Here is a 14,952-nt window from a genome sequence, read left to right as displayed (position 1 = left end):
TTTTTCCTCCTGAATGTCACGGATTACTTTTCGTCGGAAATTCCTACAAGTAAGTTGAGAACCTTAGGGTCTTCTCTTGTATTTTTCAATAGGCTTTGAATCAGGCAACGAATATTTTCTCCAAACTTCCATTTAAAATCCGAATTCTTATCTGGAAATTTAATTATATCCACTCTGCTTACAGCTTTTCCCGTGGGATAACATCTGACCCAAAGTGTGCTGTTTTCTGCAACTAACTGTCCCGTCAGTCCCGGTCCCTTACCGCTTCCTAAAAGGATATCAAGAGGGCATTGCAGATACTGACTGTTTTTAAGCAGCGACTTTTCTTTAAAGTAGCCCCAGGGACTCATCCCGATAAGAATATCCGCCTCTTTTCTAAATTTTTTAAAGCAGCTCACCATTCTGGCTGCAAGGGCTTCCGAAATTTGATTGGATTTATCATCCTCAATGGTTGGAAATGTAATTATACCAACGGTTTTTCCATTCTCAATTTTAAATTTTTTGAAAGTAATTTGAGAATAATATTTCCACCCATCTGGTATTCCAGATGGTGATTTTGAAAGGTAGCTGCTTTCTTCAGGCGAAAGCATGCCAAAATCATAATCAAGATAAGAAAAGATTTTTGCCAGAGCATCCCTCTTTTTATCTTGATCTGGTTTTCCTTCCGGAAGCAGAAATTCATAAGACCCGCCAAGGATCAATAAAGGGTGGTCCTTGGTTGTCGCCTTTAAATCATTAAGATAGCCAGCCCGCCGGGCCAGTCCACCAATGGTTTTCCCGCCTCATGTGGGGCAGGGGTTCACTTTACCGAAGGTATTGGCTGTAAAAGCTAAAGACAATACATAATCGTCAGCCTGCACGGGAGATATCCACAGCAGGCTGACACTTAACCACAGAAAAAAGATTCTAAAAAACATTAATCGTTAAGATATTCCTTAAGTTCTTTACCGGGACGGAAGAAAGGAAGTTTTTTAGGGGTAACATCCACTACGGAACCTGTTTTAGGATTCCTTCCTACATAACCCCTGTATTCTTTAATTTTAAAACTTCCGAAACCTCTGATTTCAACTCTGTCTCCTCTGATAAGAGCTTCTTTGATAGAGTCAACAAAGGCTCCGACAATTTCAGCTGAATCGTCAACATGGAGGCCTTTTTGTTCGGCAAGAGTTTTTATCAGTTCACTTTTGTTCATTGTCTTCTCCCAAGTCAGGTTGAGTGTGACAAGTTATGATTAATTACTATCACAACCTTGCCGAAAAGTTGTCCTTTTCGTCAAGTAATTTATTAATTTCCAACTAAAGGAAAATTACTCATTATGGGCTTTTCGGCAATCAGATTCATATTATCCATGCGTAATTTTTGAATTTTAACTGCTATATTGATTATGTCCCGGCTGGCATTTGATTTAGGAGCAAATTTAATTAATGGCGTCTGCCGGCGCACAGCTTCAGGCACGTTCTGGTCATAACGAACAAAACCAATACTTTTCAGGGTAATATCTAGAAATTTCTGACAGGCAAGGTTTAATCTGGTGAATGTTTCCTTTGCTTCACTTGATGAAGAAGCCTGATTGACTACTATGAAAAAGTCTTTGACCCCGTGCTGGGTGGCCAGAACCTTAATCAGAGCATAGCTGTCTGTCAGTGAAGTCGGTTCAGGAGTAACGACTACAAGTCTTAATTGGGTCATCGAAGCAAATGACATGACAGTTTTATTGATACCTGCGCCGAGGTCCATGATCAGATACTGGTAGCGTCCTACAAGGCTGGTAAGCTTTTTGAAAAGCATACCCTGCATATCTTCATCCATTTCAACCAGTTCAGGAACACCTGATGCCGCGGGGAGAATATCAAGTTTTCTTCCCGGTTCCATGGGAATAACAACGTCCGAAGGGGCGGTTCCTTTTGTCAGCAGGTCCTGAAGGTTGCTTTCCGGGGAAATTCCCAGAAGGACGTCAAGATTGGCCAGCCCAAGGTCACAGTCCATAAGAAGAAGACTGTTTCCACCTGCATTCAGGGCGTAAGAAAGGTTAAGTGAAATATTAGTTTTTCCTACTCCACCTTTTCCGCTCATTATGGCCATACTCAACGTCTTGTTGGCGTTGATCATTTAAATACCATCCTATTTCCCCGTAAAAAGGAATTTTTTCTCGTTGGCATGAACCAGCGTTTGTTTTGTAACCGCCTGAAGATCAACAGGATCTGCAGTCATTACACAGTCTTTACCTGCATTTTTAGCTTCATAAAGAGCCTTGTCGGCTTCATCTATCAGTTCATGCGGTTTTATCTCAACCAGACCTTTATAAGATGTTACTCCGGCAGAGCAGCTGATTCCAAATTTTTCTGTACCGTCCGGAGTTGAAAATTCCAGTTCTCTAATTTGTGCAAGAAGCCTGTCGAGCATTTGTTCAGCTTTAAAAATTCCAACTCCTGATATAATAACCGCAAACTCTTCGCCGCCAATTCTGGAAACAAGGTCATAGCGTCTTGAGTTTCGTGAAATCAAATCAGCAAGATCTATCAGTACTTCATCACCTTTAAGGTGACCGTAGGTGTCATTTACAGCTTTAAAATTATCAAGATCAAGAATCGCCAGACTGACTGATGTCTTGCCTCGCTGAGAACGTTCTATTTCCTGATCAAGAATTCTTTCGAAAACACGCCTGTTCGAAAGCCCGGTCAATGGGTCATGTTCGGTTTCGTAAGAAAGCTTTGCCAGAACAGATTGAACATGTCTGAGATGCGGAAGAGCGTCTTCATCAACTGGTACTGTTATCCAGTCATTAAGCCCATGCTGCTGGGCCAGAATTTCCCATGCCTCAAGAGTCATTCCCGGGCAAAGTCTGAGAATGCCCATAGCTTTTTGCTGGACCATTCCGTTGACGATTTGATCTGAAGTACAGAATAGATCTCTGATGGAAAGCATTTCTTCCAGCAGACAAGATTCATTTTCCGCTATGTATTCAGCGTTCATTCTCTCCACCGTAGGCATGAAGCATGTAGCTGCGGACTATGTTGTCCAGATCACCATCAAGAACAGCCTCGACATTGCCGTCTTCAGCTCCGCAACGGTGATCTTTTACCAGCCTGTATGGTTGCATAGTGTAAGTTCTGATCTGGCTGCCCCAACCTATTGAGTCTTTTGAAGAATATTCCGCACGCTTGCTTTCTTCTATTTTTCTCAGCTCCAGTTCATATAGTCTGGATTTAAGAACTTTCATCGCAGTCTCTTTATTTTTAATCTGAGACTTTTCGTTCTGGCACTGGACTACGGTTTTTGTCGGAAGATGTGTGATCCTGACGGCTGAATTAGTTTTGTTAACATGCTGTCCGCCGGGACCGCTTGCTCTGAAAACATCTATTCTGAGATCTTCATCTTTGACATCGATTTCAATGTCCTGACTTATTTCAGGATACACATCTACTGACGCAAAGGAAGTATGTCTGCGCCCAGAGGCATCAAAAGGTGAAATTCTGATCAGACGGTGGATTCCTGACTCACTTTTGAGGAAACCGTAGGCATAAAGTCCCTCGACCTGAACAGTTACACTTTTTATTCCAGCTTCGTCACCAGGTTGGAGGTCTAGATAGGATGTTTTCCAGTTTCGTTTTTCACACCAGCGCAGATACATTCTAAGGAGCATCTCCGCCCAGTCCTGTGCTTCAACGCCACCAGCTCCTGGATGAATTTCAAAAATAGCAGTACTTTTATCTTCTGGTCCAGACAGCAGAGCAGCAAGTTCTGTCTGATTAATCAGTTTTTGTAACTTATCTATATTTTCTGAGAAAGCCTGTAGGATTTCTTCTTCCTGATCTTCTTCAGCCAGAGTAAGCCATTCTTTAGTGTCATTTCTGGCTGCTTGCAGCTTTGTAAATGAATCTATTTTTTCAGTGAGTTCACTTTTTTCTTTAAGTACCGGGGTCAGTTCATCAGGTTTATCCCATGCCCCGGGTTTACTTAGATCGTGTTCAATTTCCTGAAGGCGTTCACTGCTTTGTTCATGGTCAAAGACGCCCCCAGAGAGTTTCGTATTTAGTGAAAAGTTCCAATGCGTTGTGTTTTAGTTCTGAATACTGAAGCATATTTTTCTATATTTGCGGTTATGATGTTTTATCCCGTTTCTTTCTGGAAACTGCAATGAGCCAGATCATGATTATTACAGTCACCACAGGCGGGAATAATGTTATGAATTCATAATGAAAATTATAAAATGTTTTTTCATTGAACAGTTTTACTTTGGCTGAAAATTGATCCTCTACAAATAATTCAGAAGCATTTTTAATTATGCCTTGAGGATCAATGGTACATGAAATTCCTGTATTTGTTCCGCGGATAAGGGTGCGCCCCTGTTCTACAGCTCTTAAAACTACCAGACTAAGATGTTGATATGGTGCTGATGTTTTACCATACCATGCATCATTACTGATATTTACGAGCAGGTTTGCTCCTTTTTCAACTCTTTTCCAGGCAAGTTCAGGAAAGATACCTTCGTAACAGATCAGTATACCCATAGCAAGACGATCTGTCAGTATCGGGGCACATTCATTACCTGGTATAAAATCACCGGCTCCCTCTACAAGTTTACCGATGGGAAGGTAATCTTTTAAAGGAACGTATTCTCCAAAGGGAACAAGGTGGTGTTTATCATACCAGTCAACAATTTGGTGTCTGGTATCAATAAAATAAGCCCTGTTATACAGGGAGTAGTTTCTCTGGTCAGGGTGCATGATGTACCCCGGAGCGCCTGTCAGAATAGGTGTTTTTATTTTTCTGGCAAACTGAAAAAGTTTGAACCTCAATTTACCGGGGTCCTGAATAAAAAATGGCATTGCTGTTTCAGGCCAGATAATAACATCGACTTTATTCTGAATTTTTTCAGATAATCTGATGTACTTTTCAAGAGTTCCTTCCTGATAAGATTCATCCCATTTTTTACTTTGATCAATGTTACCCTGTACAACTCCTACTACAGCTTCAGTTGCATTTTGCACTCTGTTTTTAGCCGTGGAAGAAAATATGCGTTGGTAGCTAGCTGATGATAACGCTGCCAGACATATTAAAAAAATTGCGACAGATGATTTGGAACTTTTTATAAACAGCAGGCTTGTGCTTAAAATAACCATAACTCCGGAAAGCCCGTAAGCCCCTATATATGCTGCACCCTGTATTGTCTCCGGCCAGAATGAAAAAGCTGAGGAAAGATTCATCCACGGGAAGCCTGTAAAAAGAACTCCCTGAGCTGTTTCCATTGCCGCCCAGAAAATTCCGCTGAAAATGCAGAGGAGAAGGGGAGACATTTTTCTACAGGCCAGATACATAGCCCATGAGAATAAGCCGTAATAAAGTCCTACAAACATTGAAACAAGTACAGGGCAGGGGAAGGCTATCAGCCATGATATGCCCCCGTAGAGACCTATGGGAACAGCTATCCAGTACATGCAGACAAGGCATGCAAAGCTACCGCAGATCCAACCATGTTTAAAGGCTCTGCCGGGAGTCTCGGCTCTCATGCCGAGATAACTTAAAACTATAGGGAAAAGCAGTACAGCTATGGGAAAATGCAGGATAGGGTTTGCGTACCCTAAACCTGCACTTAAAACTGTTATGATTATTGGAAGGAGCATTCTTACTCGGGAAGTTTATTTATCGGTTCTATCAGAATTGAGCTGACTTGTTTATTATCCCCGTCATGAATTGTGAATTTGAAACCAGACAGGGTAATGAATTCACCTTTTGCGGGAATTCTTCCAGCTAATTGTGAAAGATAGCCACCTATTGTTTCGACATGTTCGGAATCGAGCTGCAGATCAAGCCGTTCTGAAATATCGTAGAGAGGAACCCGGCCTGAAACTATCAGGTTACCATTTTCAAGTTCCTGAATCTCATCGGGACGTTCCGCATCATATTCATCTTCAATATCACCGACAATTTCTTCAAGAACATCTTCAAGCGTTATAAGCCCGGATGTTCCACCATATTCGTCCTGAACAATAGCCATGTGTATTCTTCCAGACTGAAATTCGGTCAGAAGTTTTTTGACTTTGGTGTTCTCGGGAACAAAAAAAGGAACGCGCATCAATTCAGAGAGGTCGTAATCAGTTTCATCTTCAAGAAGATGCCTGATTATGTCCTTAGCGTGAACAATTCCGAGAATATTGTCTTTGGTGTCCCTGTAAACAGGGATTCTGGAATGGCTGTGTGTAATAATCTGGCGGGCTACTTCTTTTATACCACCTTCATATTCAGCACCTATTATATCAGTTCGCGGAACCATTATTTCCTGTGCTTCAGTGTCCTTTAGTTCAAGAACATTCAAAAGGATGGAAACAACCTCGCTTCTGATTTCACCATCTTCACTTGCCTCGAGAATATGTTCTTCGAGACGTGGATCATGTTTTTTGAATATATTAAGAAATTTGGGCCATAATCGCCCCTCAGAGCCTTCGTCCAAGAGAGTATTCCTCACTATTTAGGTTTAATTTGCGGATTTCGGAGTATATTATAAAAATAAAATGATACTCCAGTTGGTTTTAATATTTAAATAAAGATCAATCTTGGTAACTGTCAACAGGAAGAGTAATATTTATCTAATCCAGACCTTCCCGGTATAATTCAAGATAGACATTATATGCCCAGTCATCAATTTGTTTACATCCCTGACCTTCAAGATTCAGCCATTTAGGGTTTCCTGTTTCTTCATCAAATCCTGAAAATAAGTTCTCAAAAGATAAGCCGATTTGAGCTTTATTTTGAACATGATCAAGATAGAATCTGCGTATTTTGCACAAAAACAGATATCTCAAAATACCTTTTGACCCCGTATCAACCAATCCGAGCAGGATTAGAAAATTTTTTCCTCTGGCAAAATTAAAATCTTTGGCTTTTGAAGATTCAAATTTAGTGATTTCAAGAGATAATCCTCCTCCTGAAATATCTCCTAAAATAATTTGCGAATCTTCACCGAAGATGTCTTCTGGGGCAATTTCACCATTTGTTGTAACATACTCAATACATTCTTTTGTGAATGGATTCATTTCGGGAAGGATATTTACATAGTCATATAATCTGGAAGGAGGGGAGATTCGCAGGTATTCTCTATGCTGAGTCTGTTCAAGATGGTCCGGGGTATTTATTACACACTGGGAAATATGGGAGCCGGTATTATCACAAGCAATTACCTGAGAGGTAAATTTATAAAAAATATATTGTCCCTTATGCCTTGTGGGAATGCTAAAAAAAATATCAACATTTTTTTCAAGCATTATTTCAGATTGTTTTCCTGAAACAGGCAACTCCAGCTTTAGTTCAGGATCACTTTCAAGAATTGAACACGGAATTGTTTTACGCTTTTCTGATGCAGAATGGAAACTTATATCTATTTTTGAGCGGCTTAAAAGTGCCGTATCCAGAATCTGGCGAATTTCAGTCTGGTCAGTAATCCAGCTGGGAGGAAATTGTTTTACTTTTTTACGTAATTCTTTGTTGTTGAACCAAAGGATTATTATTGTCAGGACGGCTACAACAAATAAGATTCCAAAAAGAAGATACCATATATGCGGAGGCAGTCCATTTCGTGAGAAACTTTCCAGAACTTGATAGGCGTATTCCTGATCCACTTTTTAAATCCGCTGGTTGATGTTACCGGAAAAGCTTGCAGCTAAAAAAGAAATTATCAGTATGCTACTATACTGTCTGCCTAAATTTCAATTTAAAAATTCCTCATACTTTGGTTAAGTTTACTTTGCTGGATTAATAAAGTCAGCTGTTTAAGATGAGAGAACTTATAGCACTCCCATCTTTTTCATATGTATTTCTATGCCGGCAACAGCAGCTGGAGTTATGCCGGATATTCGGCTTGCCTGTCCGAGAGTCATCGGTCTGACTTTTTCAAGTTTTTCAACGGCTTCAGCAGTTAGACCTGATACTTCTTTGTAAACAATATTTTCCGGTATTGATACTGATTCAAGGCGGTGGAATTTTTCTACCATTTCCTGCTGACGGACCAGATATCCTTCATATTTAACCTGAGTTTCAGCTTCCGATAAAACTGTTTCGGGGAAATTTTCAATCTCAGGCCAGAATTTTTTCATGTCATGAATATCAAGTTCCGGCTGGCGCAGAATTGATGCGAGTGGAACTGATTTTCCGGGAGGAGTTCCACCGAGTTCCCTGATAGCTTCTCTGGTCGGAGTATCCGGTTTAATGCTGATGTTGTTCAGACTGGCTACGATAGTATCGAGCATTTCTTTTTTATGCTTGAAAAGGTTCCAATGCTCCTCTTTTACCAGTCCCAAATCACGGCCTATTTCTGTCAGCCTCAAATCAGCATTGCCTTCACGAAGCAACAGCCTGTATTCAGCTCTGGAAGTAAACATGCGATACGGTTCAAGAGTTCCTTTAGTAACAAGATCATCAACCAGAACAGCGATGTAGGCCTGATCTCGTGAAAGTAGAAAGGGATCTTTCCCTGTAATGGAGCAGAATGCATTCAACGCTGCCCAGATTCCCTGAGCGGCGGCCTCTTCATAACCTGAGGTTCCGTTTATCTGGCCAGCCATATAAAGCCCTGAAACAGCTTTTGTTTCAAGGGTCGGCAGAAGCTGGGTCGGGGGAACATAATCGTATTCAATCGCATATCCCGGTCTGACTATCTGGGCTTTTTCCAGTCCTGTAATGGCATGAACCATTTTTTTCTGGATATCGAGAGGCAGACTGGTAGGAATTCCACTAGGATAGACTTCAGGGCTGTTAAGTCCTTCCGGTTCTATAAAAATCTGATGCCGATCTTTTTCCGGGAAGCGTGCAACCTTGTCTTCAATTGAAGGGCAGTATCTTGCTCCGGTTCCTTTAATTATCCCAGTGAACATTGGAGAGCGTTCAAAGCCGGACCTGATAGCTTCATGAGCTTTTTCGTTTGTATAAGTCAGATGGCAGGAAACCTGCGGCATGCTGATTTTATTGGTCCTGAAGCTGAACGGTACCGGCGGATTGTCTCCGGGCTGTTCTTCTAGTTTATCAAAGTCCACAGAATCTTTTAAAAGGCGGGGTGTAGTGCCTGTCTTAAGCCTTCCAAGCTCTATTCCTGCTTTTTTGAGGCTCGCGGACATGCCGACTGATGCGGGATCACCCATACGTCCGGCATGAAAATGTTCCAGACCAATATGGATAAGGCCTTGAAGAAATGTTCCGGTAGTAAGAAGAACAGAGCGTGAATTAAATTTTTCACCGATTTCTGATACAATTCCAGTAACTTTACCATCTTCAAGTATCAGCGAATCAGCCATTCCCTGACGGACCCATAGATTATCCTGAGCAAAAATATCTCTCTGAACAACCTTCATATACTGGGTTCTGTCTATCTGTGCTCTGGTAGATCTTACCGCAGGTCCTTTTCTGGTGTTTAGAATTCTGAATTGAATTCCTGCTTCATCCGCCCAGCGTCCTATGCAGCCACCGAGTGCATCAATTTCTTTGACCATGTGGCCTTTAGCAAGCCCGCCTATGGCTGGATTGCAGGAAAGGTGTCCTATACGGTCTATATTGATGGTAATTAGGAGTGTTTTGAGTCCAAGATTGGAAGCTGCCATTGCTGCTTCACATCCTGCATGTCCAGCTCCTACAACTATTAGGTCGAATATTTCCGGTGGTGGCTGTTTTCTTATCATTTTTGTAATTGTCTTTGTCTATAAGACTAGTCGTTCAAAGCGAGCAGGCTCATAACTCTGGCATCGTCAAGAGTGCAGGATATGGAGCCTGTTTCATTTGGCTGATGGGCCTGATTAAGTATTGTTGCCCATACAGCGCAGTTAAAACCTTTATCTCTAAGAAATGCTGCTACGGTATTACCGCCTATTCCACCAGGAACTGCGTCAACGTCATAAACAACTTTGATGGCTTTTTTAAGCTTAGTTATTATTTCCGCATCAGTAGGTGTTGGAGCAGGGGCCTGAGTTTTTGATTCAACTTCAACGGTTACATTTACACCGTATTCTTCGCCAACATAGTCTCCCATACTCATCACTCTATCTATAACCTGATTGAGCTTGTAGTTTGGTAAAATGCGGCAGTCTACATAAAAAATGTCTTTACCGGGAAGAATGTTCACACTTGAAACATTTGCTTCTTTTTTGGTTGGAACAAAAGTGGAATGAGGTGGTGAAAAAAGGTCATCTTCATCATCAAAATAGTATTGAAGTTCAGGAATTTCCACGATCATTGCAGAAGCTGCAACGAGTGAGTTTATGCCTTCTTCAGGGTTGGAAGCATGGCACTGTTTTCCTTCAACAGTCACCTTAAGCCAGAGGGAACTTTTTTCAGCAACTTCGATAAGTTTCGAATTTTCAGTTCCAAAGTCAGGGATAAGGATCAAATCGTCCTTTGAAAAAATATCTGCATGTTCGGTCGCAATATTGGCAAGACCATATTTGCTTCCTGTTTCTTCATCGGAGACAATTAATATGCCCAGATTTACATCAGGAACAGTTTCTGTTTCAAGAAAGGCTCTTCCGGCAATGATCGAGCTGACCATACCCTGATGATTGTCTTCTACACCGCGTCCGAAAATTTTATCTTTTTTACGTTCTAGTTTGAACGGATCGGTGTGCCACAATGAACGGTCACCTTCCGGAACAACGTCCATGTGTGAAATTATCCACAGTGTTTTAGACGTGTCCTTTCCGGGAATAATTGCGGCGATATTCGGGCGATATCCACATGTTACCCTATCATCAGGGACACTGAAAAATTTTAAATTTTCAAATCCGTGTCTTTTTAAATATTCAGTCAGAAAGTCTGCTTTTTCTTTTTCCCCATCGCCGCCATTTGCCGGGCCGATGGCTGGAATAGCCACAAGACTTGTATGTAGTTCAAGAGCAGCATCTTCAAGATCTGCTATATGATTAAGAACAGTTTCGGCAGACATATCTCGACTCCGGACTTGGTCATTTTTTTGATGTTTATGAAATATTTCAAAATATTAATGATAGATATCTGAATTTTCACAGTGTGGTTTCTAAAACAAAGAGCCGGAATATTCCGGCTCTTTGTTTTAGAAAAATCGCATTTAAAAACAGCCGGGGCTGCTTTTGCGAGAAAAAAAGATACTAACGTCCACGTGCTGCACGCTTGGAAGCTTTCAGCGGGTTGACCTTTACCTTTCCTTCCTTGTCAACTGTAGCACGAACGTGTGTTGCAAAGTTGCATACACCGTGTTTCCACTTGGTAGCGGGCTGTGCATAGCTGGGGCAGAATTTCTGGTCTTCGAAGGGTACTGCGCGTTCGCATCCTTCACACTTCTCAACTACAGGGCTGAGAATAGCTCCATTGTAAGAAAGACCGTCAGCGGTCATTTCAGCTCCTTCGAGCACAGTAATTTTGGTTTTAGTCTTGGACATGTAACGCCTCCTCTTTGGCAGATCGCTTTTTCATTCAAAGCGTTTTTAATCTCATATTATTACCGAAAAGCACATTTCCCTATGCAGTCTTGGTATGTTTTGTCAAGAAAAATGTCAGCAAGGTGCAAAATAATGCCTGTCAATTGGATTCAGGGCAAGTGTTTTTCTACCCACTTGGTAGCTTTAATAGCTTCCCTGCTTATAATATCCATATCAAGTGTTGTATGTTGCCCGTGTTCATAGAGAATTTTCCCGTTGCACATGCTGAAAATGACATCTGTTCCCTTTGCTGAGTATACAAGGTGAGACATTGGGTTAAAAATAGGCATCATGTGTGGTCTCTTGGCGTCTACAGCTATAATGTCAGCTTTCATACCTGCTTCAATTTTTCCACTGTCATTAAAACCAAGATTCTCGGCACTCCCTGATGTCGCAAGCGACAGAGCCGTTGAAGCGGGGATGGCTGTAGGGTCTTTTAAATAGCCCTTTTGGAGGAGCGCAGCCGTACGCAGCTCTTCAAACATATCAAGATCATTATTGCTGGCAGCTCCATCCGTGCCTATCCCGACACCTGTTCCTGCATCTAGATGTTTTTTAAGTGGGCATATACCGGAGCCTAATTTTAGATTGCTCTGTGGGTTATGGGAAATTCTAGTACCTGATTCTGCTAAAATATCAATTTCTTCATCCGTAGTTTCAACGCAATGGTGCAGCCTTGTTCTAGGACTGAGCAAGCCGTGTCGTTTGAGCAGCTCAATAGGTCTGACTTTGTATTTCTCTAAGGTCATTGCTGTTTCGGACTCGGATTCGGCACAATGGGTCTGCCACAGTATCCCGAGTTCTGAAGCCAGTTCAAAGCTTTCTTCAAGCTGCTCAGGTGTTGTTGTGTAGACTGAATGTGGAGCAACAGATGTCTGAACCAGATCAGATTCTTTAAACATTTCATGCTGGGAGCGAATTGTTTCCCATGCTTCCTGCGGAGTTTTAAAAAAAGGAGAAGGAAATTCAAAAAAGCCTTCGCCGAGAACACATTTGATCCCTGCCTGTTCGGCAACTTTTCCAACCCTGTCTTCGTACATATAGCCATCTAAAAAGCCGACGGTTCCACTGGCGATCATTTCAGCGCATCCAATCATGGAACCAAGGGTGATAAGCTCTGTTGTCAGTTGAGCCTCTACAGGAAAAATATGATTTACTAGCCAGTCCATCAGCGGAAGGTCATCTGCTACTCCCCTGAGGAGTGTCATAGGGACGTGAGTATGAGAATTAAAAAGTCCCGGCAGGAGTATTGCGTTACCAAGTTTTATATCTTTTTTTGCTTTCCAGATATTTTCAATTTTTTCAGCTTTTCCTGCATAAACGATAGTATTGTCTTTTACGGCGATACATCCGTTTCTTATCTGTTCGTCATTATTATTAGCTGTAACTATGAATTCGGCGTATATCAGAAAATCGCAGTCTTTAGTCACTATTTGATTCCCCTTAAAATTACAGCCGGAAATCAAAGTTTCCGGCTGTGTCTTTTAAAACATCATGACTTAGTTTTTATTGCCAATCTTAGCGATGGCCTCAATAAGTACAGATGTGACATTTTCTGCATTTTTATTGAAGATAGTAAGGATATCTTCCCAGGTGACAGGGGCTTCGTCTGTTTTCCAGCAATCATAGTCCGTAGACATTGCCACCGCTGCATAAGGGATTCCTGCTTCGTTCGCCAGAATGACCTCAGGGGCTGTGCTCATGTTGATAATGTCTGCCCCCCATGAACGGAACATCATTGATTCAGCTCTTGTGGAAAATCTTGGACCCTCAATTGTAATGACAGTACCGCTGTCATGTTTGGTGATATTGTTTTTCAGACATGACTGAATGAGCGTTTTTCTTAAATCCGCAGCAAATGGTTCAGCCATTGGTGTATGAACCGGTGCTCCCGGAGCAAAGCTTTCATGGAATGTAATTGGACGATGTCTTGTGAAGTCAATAAACTGGTCCATTATTACAAGATGGCCCCGATTTATTTCTTCACGAAGTGAACCAACCGCAGTTGTTGCCAGTATGCAATCACATCCAAGGTCTTTAAGAGCTTGAATATTGGCTCTGTTGTTAACAAAAGTAGGTGGAATGGTGTGCTCTCTGCCATGCCTTCCTATTATGTGGACTTTCTGCCCGGCAATTGTACCTGATTTTACAGGAGAGCTTGGAGAACCCCATTTGTTTTCACAGATACGGTCTTTGGAATCTTTGAGTATATCAGGATTATCCAGTCCGCTTCCACCGATAATGCCTACTACAGCCATGATTGTCTCCGCTTATATTTCAACCAGTGTCTTATGTGATACGCCGTTGAGTTTCTTTTGTCCTTCAAGGAAGTTGAGTTCAACAAGGAATCCGATTCCTGCAAGTTTGCCACCGGCTTTTTCAATAAGGCTGACCATACCCTGTGCTGTTCCGCCTGTAGCCAGAACATCATCAATCAGAAGAACACGTTCTCCTTCCTTAATCGCATCGACATGCATGCAAAGGGTGTCAGTTCCATATTCAAGATCATAATCAACAGAGATTGTTTCATAGGGCAGTTTGCCGGGTTTTCTTATGGGTACAAATCCGATGCCCATTTTGTATGCGAGTGGAGCACCGAAAATAAATCCGCGAGCCTCAGCAGCTGCTATTTTGTCTGGATTGAACGAACTGAATTTTTCAGCCATTTGATCTATAGTATATTTAAAAGCATCCGCGTCACCAAGAAGGGGGGTTATGTCAAAGTAGACAATTCCTTCTTTGGGAAAGTCAGGTATATCGCGGATATGTTCTCTTAAATTCATCTTGAATCCTCCAAATTTTGATATTGTTTAGGTGATTAATTTGTTTAATTGAACTTGTCAAAGCTGTGACCCTTGAGGTTTGGCAGTATAGAGCTGGTTTATTCAGCCATTATGGAGAAGAAAAAAGAACTGCCCACGGTGTTTTCACCGTGGGCAGTTCACATTAATTTAATCAGGAGCTGAGACTGTTAATCAGGTCAGCGAATTAGCGAATCCGTTTGCCGAAGTTCCCCCCATGATGTCTGATCCTGAAGATTGAGACATTTGTTCACGTATTTCGGCAAGTTCACTCTGCATCTGGCTCAGTTCCTGCTGTTTTAACTGAATTTGTTTTTGTTTTTCTTCTTCAGGCAGGTTCTGCTGTTTTATATTTTCAATTTCTTTCTGAAGTTGTTTAATCTGTTTTTCAAGATTTTTAATCAGCGCTTCTTTATTATCGGATGAGTCGTTGTCCTGACCAAGAGCCCCGGTTCCATCCAGAGCCTTGGAGAGACTTTTGGCTTCCTCAGATATCGAAACGGTATCTTTGCTTTTGATAGTCATGGATTGCTTGTCAGTGGCTTCGTCTTTGCCGCCGACAAGCATGGTTCCTATGCCTGAGCCGGATGAAAGGGTATTGCCGATTTTCATTGCCTATGCCTCTTTTATTTAACTTAATGTTATTTAAGATTAACTGAATATTTAAATATAAAAATCGGCCGTTGTTTAAAAAACTTAATATTAAACGGCTGTTTTTT

15 protein-coding genes are annotated in these 14,952 nt (G+C 41.6%); all 15 read right to left on the bottom strand.

From position 1 onward, the window contains the following. Positions 1-23: 23 nt before the first annotated feature. The 15 genes from G496_RS0103530 to G496_RS0103460 all read right to left on the bottom strand — a co-directional run bounded on the left by G496_RS0103530 (position 24) and on the right by G496_RS0103460 (position 14,845). Positions 24-917, bottom strand: coding sequence for a UshA-like (seleno)protein family 2 (locus G496_RS0103530; RefSeq protein ID WP_420705253.1), 894 nt, complete (start codon positions 915-917; stop codon positions 24-26). Next, entirely contained in the window at positions 917-1,192 is a 276-nt protein-coding gene (locus G496_RS0103525; RefSeq protein ID WP_027178061.1) for an HU family DNA-binding protein, read from the bottom strand. Before G496_RS0103525 ends, G496_RS0103530 begins: the two co-directional genes overlap by 1 nt. A gap of 92 nt (positions 1,193-1,284) precedes the next feature. Beyond that, entirely contained in the window at positions 1,285-2,109 is an 825-nt protein-coding gene (locus G496_RS0103520) for a MinD/ParA family protein (RefSeq protein WP_027178060.1), read from the bottom strand. A 12-nt stretch (positions 2,110-2,121) separates the two neighbouring features. Next, positions 2,122-2,973: a GGDEF domain-containing protein gene (locus tag G496_RS0103515; protein WP_027178059.1), complete on the bottom strand. Its 852-nt coding sequence runs from the start codon at positions 2,971-2,973 to the stop codon at positions 2,122-2,124. Further along, positions 2,963-4,082 (bottom strand): peptide chain release factor 2 gene (prfB, locus tag G496_RS0103510; RefSeq protein WP_211233826.1). Its coding sequence is split into 2 segments (ribosomal slippage): positions 2,963-4,006 and positions 4,008-4,082, totalling 1,119 coding nucleotides; the frame shifts between segments, so codons are not numbered across the junction. Before prfB ends, G496_RS0103515 begins: the two co-directional genes overlap by 11 nt. Positions 4,083-4,100: 18 nt before the next feature. After that, the gene (gene lnt / locus G496_RS18720; RefSeq protein ID WP_034632276.1) at positions 4,101-5,624 is read right to left on the bottom strand and encodes an apolipoprotein N-acyltransferase; all 1,524 of its coding nucleotides are present in this window, start codon (positions 5,622-5,624) and stop codon (positions 4,101-4,103) included. Between the two features lie 2 nt (positions 5,625-5,626). Beyond that, the gene (locus G496_RS0103500) at positions 5,627-6,451 is read right to left on the bottom strand and encodes a hemolysin family protein (protein WP_027178057.1); all 825 of its coding nucleotides are present in this window, start codon (positions 6,449-6,451) and stop codon (positions 5,627-5,629) included. A 136-nt stretch (positions 6,452-6,587) separates the two neighbouring features. Then, positions 6,588-7,616, bottom strand: a complete 1,029-nt coding sequence (locus tag G496_RS0103495) for a PilZ domain-containing protein (RefSeq protein WP_027178056.1) — start codon at positions 7,614-7,616, stop codon at positions 6,588-6,590. A 165-nt stretch (positions 7,617-7,781) separates the two neighbouring features. Next, positions 7,782-9,665, bottom strand: a complete 1,884-nt coding sequence (gene mnmG / locus G496_RS0103490) for a tRNA uridine-5-carboxymethylaminomethyl(34) synthesis enzyme MnmG (RefSeq protein ID WP_027178055.1) — start codon at positions 9,663-9,665, stop codon at positions 7,782-7,784. A 26-nt stretch (positions 9,666-9,691) separates the two neighbouring features. Then, positions 9,692-10,921: a M20 family metallo-hydrolase gene (locus tag G496_RS0103485; protein WP_034632272.1), complete on the bottom strand. Its 1,230-nt coding sequence runs from the start codon at positions 10,919-10,921 to the stop codon at positions 9,692-9,694. Positions 10,922-11,102: 181 nt separating this feature from the next. Then, positions 11,103-11,393, bottom strand: a complete 291-nt coding sequence (locus G496_RS0103480; RefSeq protein WP_027178053.1) for a PxxKW family cysteine-rich protein — start codon at positions 11,391-11,393, stop codon at positions 11,103-11,105. Positions 11,394-11,542: 149 nt separating this feature from the next. Continuing rightward, a complete protein-coding gene (locus G496_RS0103475) occupies positions 11,543-12,862 on the bottom strand; it encodes an amidohydrolase (protein ID WP_027178052.1) in 1,320 nt (439 codons plus the stop codon). Between the two features lie 69 nt (positions 12,863-12,931). Next, entirely contained in the window at positions 12,932-13,690 is a 759-nt protein-coding gene (gene mtnP, locus G496_RS0103470) for an S-methyl-5'-thioadenosine phosphorylase (protein WP_027178051.1), read from the bottom strand. Positions 13,691-13,702: 12 nt separating this feature from the next. Then, the gene (locus tag G496_RS0103465) at positions 13,703-14,215 is read right to left on the bottom strand and encodes an adenine phosphoribosyltransferase (protein ID WP_027178050.1); all 513 of its coding nucleotides are present in this window, start codon (positions 14,213-14,215) and stop codon (positions 13,703-13,705) included. A gap of 192 nt (positions 14,216-14,407) precedes the next feature. Continuing rightward, on the bottom strand, positions 14,408-14,845 hold the full coding sequence (locus tag G496_RS0103460; RefSeq protein WP_027178049.1) for a hypothetical protein: 438 nt from the start codon (positions 14,843-14,845) through the stop codon (positions 14,408-14,410). Positions 14,846-14,952 lie beyond the last annotated feature (107 nt).

It is taken from the genome of Maridesulfovibrio bastinii DSM 16055, from assembly GCF_000429985.1.
In the GTDB taxonomy this organism is placed as follows: domain Bacteria; phylum Desulfobacterota; class Desulfovibrionia; order Desulfovibrionales; family Desulfovibrionaceae; genus Maridesulfovibrio; species Maridesulfovibrio bastinii.
Note: the sequence above shows the minus strand (reverse complement) of the source record. Positions and strands in the feature narration are given on the sequence as shown.